Consider the following 7,099-nt stretch of genomic DNA (forward strand, 5'->3'; position numbering starts at 1 on the left):
AATACATTAGAGGTGATACGATGAGATTAGATAAATATTTAAAAGTTTCCCGCATTATCAAAAGACGCCCTGTAGCTAAAGAAGTAGCCGATAAGGGGCGGATCAAAGTCAATGGGGTCCTAGCAAAAAGTTCAACCGATTTGAAGGTAAATGACGAAGTTGAAGTTCGCTTTGGAAATAAGCTCTTGACAGTAAAAGTGTTGGAAATGTTAGATAGTACTAAAAAAGAAGATGCGTCTAAAATGTATGAAATCATTCGTGAAACAAGGATAGAAGAAGATGCCTAAAAATATTGTACAAATGAATAATCGGTATATTCAAGACGAACATCAGCGTCGGAAATACCAGAATGAGGAGCGAAAAAAACAGAATCGTTTTATGGGTTGGGTTCTCATTTTAATTATTTTATTGTTTATCCTTCCAACCTATAATCTGGCTCAGAGTTACCAGACGCTTCAAAAACGCAAACAACAGTACGTTCAATTGCAAGAACAATATCAGCAAACCCTTGAGGAAGAAGAATATCAAAAGGATATCGTAGAGAAATTAAAGGATGACGAATACGCTGCAAAATATGCACGCGCAAAATATTCCTTCTCTAAAGATGGCGAATATATTTATACGATACCTAATTTATTACCGAAATAATGGAAAATATTGTAAAAACCGTTCAACAATTTCTAGAATATTCTGATACAAAATTAGAAGAGTTAGCTAAAAAAAATCAAGCCTTAAAATTGCAAGAAGAAACTCAGGAAAGGAGCAAGGATGAATAAGTTAGTTTATTGGATGATTTTTCCTACTTTCTTAGTCACCCAACCCTTATCTGATTCATCCCAAGTCCAAGTTCCACTGACTGCTGATTCTTCATACACTAGTCAAATAGGGACTCAGGATCATTTCTTTGTCTCCATACCGTCCAATCCGAATGTTTATCAGCCAATCGTGACCTATTCGGATCCAGAATTGCGTCAAAAAGCTGGGGAAATCAAGCCAGATACTCCCTTTACTGTTGATCAATTGTTTGTGAACGACCAAGGGAAATCTGTTTTTAAATTATCGAATAAACAGTATGTAGTAGCTGATCAAGATCAAATTTACGAAGATTCGATTTTGGAATTAACAGAAGAAAAAAAGACCATGTGGCTGACATCCTCTTTTACAGTTTATGATCAACCCTTGGTAAATGGCGCAAAAAGCAAAAAAACAAGTCTGACTCCCTATAGTAAGGTTGAAATCACCAAGACTGCCAAAACTTTAAAAGGGACCTACCTAGAAATTTCTGGCCAGGGATGGATTGCAAAAGATGAACTTTCTGCTACAGATAATCGGATGGAAAAAGTCCAAGAGATTCTCAATCAGAAGTACAACAAAGACGGAATTGCAGTTTACGTGAAGCAGGTGGATACTGGAAAGACTGCTGGGATACATGAAGACCAGGAAATGTATTCTGCTAGTATAGCCAAGCTCTTGTATTTGTACTATACTCAAAAAGAGATAAATGAGAACCATGTAGATATTCAGACTCCTTTAAAATATATAAAAGAAGTCAATGATTATCCAGGAGCTTATGAACCGGAAGGCAGTGGAAGTATTTCAAAAACACCGGATGATAAAGAATATACCGTCGCTGATTTGATTAACCGGGTGGCCAAAGAATCTGATAATGTTGCGCAAAACATTTTAGGGTATTATGTAACGCACCAATCAGACAAAGAATTTCAAAAGGTGACCAATAAGATTGCAGGAAAAACGTGGAATGTAGAAACTAGAATGGCATCTCCAAAAATGGCGGGGAATGTCATGGAAGCTATCTACCAACAAAATGGTGGAATCATTGATGCTCTGTCAGAGACTCGCTTTGATGATCAACGAATTTCAAAAGATATCCCTGTCAAGGTTGCTCACAAGATTGGAGATGCCTATGATTTTCGTCATGATGTCGCCATTGTTTATACAGATTCACCATTTATTTTAGCTATTTTTACGGATCACTCTGATTACGAGACTATCTCAGCAATTGCCAAAGATATTTATGAGGTCTTACAGTAATGAAAGAAAAATTTCTTCAGTTCTGTCAAAAGGAGGGGCTTTTTGAATCTCATCAAAAAGTCCTTTTGGCTTTATCAGGAGGGGTGGACTCTATGACCTTACTGGATTGGCTCTATCATTATCGGCACCAATTAGGAATTGACCTCGTCCTTGCTCATGTCAATCATCACCAACGAATTGAAGCTGACCAAGAAGAAAGAGGAATTCGAGCAATAGCTGAAGCAAAACATCTACCACTGAAGGTTGCTCATTTCTCTGGTCCTTTTTCTGAAAGCAGAGCTAGACAATTCCGCTATGATTTCTTTGAAAAAGTTATGAACGAAGAAGCTTGTAGCGCCCTCGTCACCGCTCATCATATGGATGATCAGGCAGAAACGATTTTGATGCGTCTGATTCGTGGAAGTCGTCCGCGGCATTTAAAAGGTATTTCTTTAAAACAACCATTTGGACAGGGTGTGTTGATTCGTCCCCTCTTACATTTCAAAAAAAAGGATTTTCCAGAAATTTTTCATTTTGAGGATAAGAGCAACCGGTCTTTGGACTATTTCCGTAACCGTATCCGCCATCGTTTTCTCCCACTCTTTGAAAAAGAAAATCCTCAAGTAACGAGTGCTTTGGTCAACTTAGGAGAGGATCTCAGTCATTGGCACCAGGCTTTAAAAGAGTTGACCAAAGATTTGAATCCACAAGATGTGACACAGTTTCAAAAGCAATCACCAGCTGTCCAGATTTATTTACTGGAAGAGTATCTAGCTAGTTTTCCAGATTTGCAATTGAGTCGGGCACAATTTGAACAATTACACAGAATAGTAGTGACCAAGTCCAATACGCAACAAGTTCTAAAGAATGGTTATGAACTTTACAAAGACTATCACTATTTTGAAATTCGGAAAATCAGTCGTAGGACGGATGACCGAATATCAGAAGATTTGTTACAATTTGGAACCATAAAGACAGTAGGTGCTTATCGCTTTTTATTTGGAGTGGAACCAAGCGATTCATATATGGAGGCTATCCCACTTCCAAACAACCATCCAGTTTCTCTTCGACCCCGTAAAAGGGGAGATCGTATTCTGATGAACGGTCACCATAGAAAAATTAGCAGATTGTTGATTAACCAAAAAATCCCTTTAGATCAACGAAACAATCTGGTGGTTTTAGAACAAGATAAACAAATACTGGCTATTCCTGAAATTGCGATCAGTGATTTGAGTAAGGAATTAAAAAATGGTATAATGAAGGATACAATTTATATCCAGAAAATAGATAGGTAAAAAAGATGTTAGAACAAGATATCAAAAAGATACTCATTTCCCACGATGAAATCGTGACTGCAGCACGTGAACTTGGTCAAAAACTGACAGAAGATTACCAAGGGAAAAATCCGATTTTAGTGGGGATTTTAAAAGGGTCAGTCCCATTTATGGCGGAATTGATCAAACATATTGATACGCATATTGAGTTGGATTTTATGCTAGTGTCTAGTTATCATGGTGGAACATCAAGCTCAGGTGTGATTAATATCATCAAAGATATGGACCAAGACATTAAGGGTCGAGATATTCTCTTTGTTGAAGATATCATTGATACTGGTAAAACTCTTAAGAGTTTGAAAGAATTATTTGAAGGACGTCAACCAGCATCTGTTAAAATTGCTACCTTGTTAGATAAACCTGAAGGACGCTTGGTTGAGATTGAAGCAGATTACACTTGCTTTACCATTCCAAACGAGTTTGTTGTGGGCTATGGTTTAGACTACGATGAAAACTATCGAAACCTTCCTTATATCGGAGTGTTGAAAGAAGAAGTGTATTCAAAATAGAGGAAACTAGATGAAAAATAACAAAAACAATGGTTTTGTTCGAAATCCTTTTCTGTATCTATTGATTATTGTAGCTGCTGTTACAGGTTTTCAATATTTCTTTGCTGGAAATAGTATCGGACAAAGTCAGCAAATCAATTATACAGAATTGGTAAAAGAGCTTAAATCAGACAACGTCAAGGAAATTAGCTATCAGCCAAACGGTAGTGTCATTGAAATTTTCGGTACCTATAACAAAGCAAAAACCAGCAAGGATGATACAGGAGTTCAATTTTTTACTCCAAGTCCAAGTAAGGTGACTCGCTTCACGAGTGTGATCTTACCGTCTGATTTGACTGTTCAAGAATTACAAAACTTAGCATCCGAACATAAGGCTGACATCACTATTAAACGGGAAAGCTCAAGTGGAATGTGGATTACCATTCTGACTTCAATCGTTCCCTTTGTGATTGTCATGTTCTTCTTCTTCTCTATGATGAATCAAGGTGGTGGCGGTGGCGCCCGCGGTGCTATGAATTTCGGCCGTAACAAAGCGCGTGCTACCAATAAAGAAGATATCAAGGTTCGTTTTTCAGATGTAGCAGGGGCTGAAGAAGAAAAACAAGAACTCGTTGAAGTGGTTGAATTCTTAAAAGATCCAAAACGCTTTACAAAATTGGGTGCCCGTATCCCAGCAGGTGTTCTTCTTGAAGGCCCTCCGGGAACTGGTAAAACCCTTCTAGCAAAAGCAGTAGCAGGTGAAGCCGGAGTACCATTCTTCAGTATTTCAGGTTCTGACTTCGTTGAAATGTTTGTCGGTGTCGGTGCAAGCCGGGTTCGTTCTCTATTTGAAGATGCCAAAAAAGCAGCACCAGCCATTATCTTTATCGATGAGATCGATGCTGTTGGACGTCAACGGGGAGTTGGCCTTGGTGGGGGAAATGATGAACGGGAACAAACCCTCAACCAGCTCTTGATTGAGATGGATGGTTTTGAAGGAAACGAAGGCATCATCGTGATTGCAGCCACTAACCGTTCAGATGTTTTGGACCCAGCCCTCCTTCGTCCTGGGCGTTTTGACCGGAAGGTTTTAGTTGGTCGTCCAGATGTAAAAGGACGCGAAGCTATCTTGCGAGTCCATGCTAAAAACAAACCATTAGCCAAAGATGTAGACTTGAAACTAGTTGCCCAACAAACACCAGGATTTGTTGGTGCGGATCTTGAAAATGTTTTAAACGAAGCTGCTTTGGTAGCGGCTCGTCGCAATAAGAAGGTAATAGACGCCTCTGATATTGATGAAGCGGAAGATCGTGTGATTGCTGGTCCTTCTAAGAAAGACCGAACAGTTTCTCAAAAGGAACGCGAATTGGTTGCTTACCATGAGGCAGGGCATACCATTGTTGGTTTAGTCCTATCTAATGCTCGTGTTGTTCACAAGGTGACCATCGTTCCACGTGGACGTGCTGGTGGCTATATGATTGCTCTTCCAAAAGAAGACCAAATGCTTCTTTCTAAAGAAGATATGAAAGAACAATTGGCTGGATTGATGGGGGGACGTGTTGCAGAAGAAATTATCTTCAACGTTCAAACCACAGGAGCTTCTAATGACTTTGAGCAAGCGACCCAAATGGCGCGTGCTATGGTAACGGAATATGGAATGAGTGAAAAACTTGGTCCAGTTCAATACGAAGGCAACCATGCTATGTTTGGAGCTCAAACGTCTCAAAAATTCATTTCAGAACAAACAGCATATGAAATTGATGAAGAAGTAAGAAGTCTTTTGAATGAAGCTCGCAATAAAGCAGCTGAAATCATCCAGAACAATCGTGAAACCCACAAGTTGATTGCAGAAGCCTTGTTGAAATACGAAACTTTGGATAGTGTTCAAATCAAGTCATTGTATGAAACAGGTAAAATGCCAGAAGATACTGATTTAGAATTGGAAAAAGAATCTAAACCATTATCTTATGAAGAAATTAAATCTAAAATGGAAGAAAATAAGTAATAAACTTTATAGTCTTCTAAAAACTTTCCTTCGGTGAGATCGGACGTCAGCGAACTTCTAAGAAGTTCCATGACTAATTATTGAGCCTAAGGTCTCAATAATTCCGAGTGCCTGAAACTATTACGTTTCAGGCATTTTTCTCACGGCGGAAAAGTTTTTAATCTTCCAAAATGACTAAAAATAAAAGTAATTTTTTGAAAAGCATCTTGATTTTTTTTATGTAAAACAATAGTTTGACTACATTCAAGGGAGCCGAAAATTTCGGCTCTTTTTTTTAAAAAAAGTGTTGACAGATGAAAATGAACTGATATAATAGATTACGTTGTAAAAATGGTCCGTTGGTCAAGGGGTTAAGACACCGCCTTTTCACGGCGGTAACACGGGTTCGAATCCCGTACGGACTATCGCAAAAAGTTGTTACATTCGTAGCAACTTTTTTTGTTTAATAAAACCATTATTCTGACATTCTTATCAAAATAATGACCGATTAGAGTTAGAAAAGATCCCAAATAGAAAATAAGCCCAAATAAATCCAAACCTCCTTTAAAATGAAGACAAGTTAGAAAGGAGGTCCAATGAACTTTAAAAAATCATATGAAAAAGTAAAATGGATTGTATGGAAATGTGAAAAGGAATTTTATATTCATCTTTGGGATCACGCAGATTGGGAGCAAGAAGGTAGACTGGTCTTATACGAGCTACAAATAAGTAATCCTGAAGTAGAAGAAAATGAAGAAATTTTATTAACCTACTTCAAAACAAAGTTTCGCAATCATATAAAAGATAAAGTTAGAAAACAAGAGAGTGATAAAAGGAAGTTAAATAAGGTACCTTATACAGAGATTGGAGAAATTAGTCATCGACTTCGATCAAAAGAACTCTTTTTGGATGAACTAGTCCTGTTAAGAGGAGCACTAAAGGAATTCCGAGAAAACCTAACCGATCAAGAAAAAGAGGACTATGATAAACTTCTGATGAATCAACGTTTTTCAGGAAGAGCAAAAATGCGGAGAAGACTCCAAGAATACTTGAAAGATTTCAAGGATCATCATTTATGAAAAAGGATGTAAAGAAGCATCCTTTTTTCATAAAAAATAAAAATTTAAAAAAATAGAAAAAAGATATTGACAAGTTTTCATGGTCGTGATATACTAATATAGTTGTCGCGCGAGAGCGACAAAGACCTTTGAAAACTGAACAAGACGAACCAATGTGCAGGGCGCTACAACTGAAGTTGTAGT

Annotated in this window: 8 protein-coding genes and 1 tRNA gene; all 9 read left to right on the forward strand. The window is 37.9% G+C overall.

What is annotated here, in order from left to right; all coding sequences use genetic code 11:
- The first annotated feature begins 20 nt into the window (after nucleotides 1-20).
- The 9 genes from LXO72_RS06490 (at nucleotide 21) to LXO72_RS06525 (ending at nucleotide 6,916) form a co-directional block, all read left to right on the forward strand.
- Complete coding sequence (locus LXO72_RS06490) at nucleotides 21-287, forward strand: RNA-binding S4 domain-containing protein (protein ID WP_023024830.1); 267 nt, start codon at nucleotides 21-23, stop codon at nucleotides 285-287.
- A complete protein-coding gene (locus tag LXO72_RS06495; protein WP_061454655.1) occupies nucleotides 280-648 on the forward strand; it encodes a septum formation initiator family protein in 369 nt (122 codons plus the stop codon). Before LXO72_RS06490 ends, LXO72_RS06495 begins: the two co-directional genes overlap by 8 nt.
- The gene (locus tag LXO72_RS10150; RefSeq protein WP_260469288.1) at nucleotides 648-776 is read left to right on the forward strand and encodes an SP_0009 family protein; all 129 of its coding nucleotides are present in this window, start codon (nucleotides 648-650) and stop codon (nucleotides 774-776) included. Before LXO72_RS06495 ends, LXO72_RS10150 begins: the two co-directional genes overlap by 1 nt.
- Complete coding sequence (locus LXO72_RS06500) at nucleotides 769-2,052, forward strand: serine hydrolase (RefSeq protein ID WP_233331857.1); 1,284 nt, start codon at nucleotides 769-771, stop codon at nucleotides 2,050-2,052. Before LXO72_RS10150 ends, LXO72_RS06500 begins: the two co-directional genes overlap by 8 nt.
- A complete protein-coding gene (gene tilS / locus LXO72_RS06505) occupies nucleotides 2,052-3,326 on the forward strand; it encodes a tRNA lysidine(34) synthetase TilS (RefSeq protein WP_233331858.1) in 1,275 nt (424 codons plus the stop codon). Before LXO72_RS06500 ends, tilS begins: the two co-directional genes overlap by 1 nt.
- 5 nt (nucleotides 3,327-3,331) lie before the next feature.
- A complete protein-coding gene (hpt, locus tag LXO72_RS06510; RefSeq protein WP_048690450.1) occupies nucleotides 3,332-3,874 on the forward strand; it encodes a hypoxanthine phosphoribosyltransferase in 543 nt (180 codons plus the stop codon).
- Nucleotides 3,875-3,884: 10 nt separating this feature from the next.
- Complete coding sequence (gene ftsH / locus LXO72_RS06515; RefSeq protein ID WP_233331859.1) at nucleotides 3,885-5,858, forward strand: ATP-dependent zinc metalloprotease FtsH; 1,974 nt, start codon at nucleotides 3,885-3,887, stop codon at nucleotides 5,856-5,858.
- Nucleotides 5,859-6,190: 332 nt separating this feature from the next.
- Nucleotides 6,191-6,262, forward strand: a tRNA-Glu gene (locus LXO72_RS06520).
- Nucleotides 6,263-6,433: 171 nt separating this feature from the next.
- Nucleotides 6,434-6,916 carry a sigma-70 family RNA polymerase sigma factor gene (locus tag LXO72_RS06525; protein WP_129269699.1) on the forward strand — a complete coding sequence of 161 codons (483 nt, stop codon included), beginning with the start codon at nucleotides 6,434-6,436 and terminating at the stop codon, nucleotides 6,914-6,916.
- Nucleotides 6,917-7,099: the final 183 nt, after the last annotated feature.

The organism is Streptococcus sp. XMC (genome assembly GCF_021341835.1).
Lineage (GTDB): Bacteria > Bacillota > Bacilli > Lactobacillales > Streptococcaceae > Streptococcus.

Coding starts and splice junctions, on each gene's coding strand:
- LXO72_RS06495 (WP_061454655.1), top strand. CDS start 280: ATGCCTAAAAATATTGTACAAATGAATAATCGGTATATTCAAGACGAA.
- hpt (WP_048690450.1), top strand. CDS start 3,332: ATGTTAGAACAAGATATCAAAAAGATACTCATTTCCCACGATGAAATC.
- LXO72_RS06490 (WP_023024830.1), top strand. CDS start 21: ATGAGATTAGATAAATATTTAAAAGTTTCCCGCATTATCAAAAGACGC.
- LXO72_RS10150 (WP_260469288.1), top strand. CDS start 648: ATGGAAAATATTGTAAAAACCGTTCAACAATTTCTAGAATATTCTGAT.
- ftsH (WP_233331859.1), top strand. CDS start 3,885: ATGAAAAATAACAAAAACAATGGTTTTGTTCGAAATCCTTTTCTGTAT.
- tilS (WP_233331858.1), top strand. CDS start 2,052: ATGAAAGAAAAATTTCTTCAGTTCTGTCAAAAGGAGGGGCTTTTTGAA.
- LXO72_RS06525 (WP_129269699.1), top strand. CDS start 6,434: ATGAACTTTAAAAAATCATATGAAAAAGTAAAATGGATTGTATGGAAA.
- LXO72_RS06500 (WP_233331857.1), top strand. CDS start 769: ATGAATAAGTTAGTTTATTGGATGATTTTTCCTACTTTCTTAGTCACC.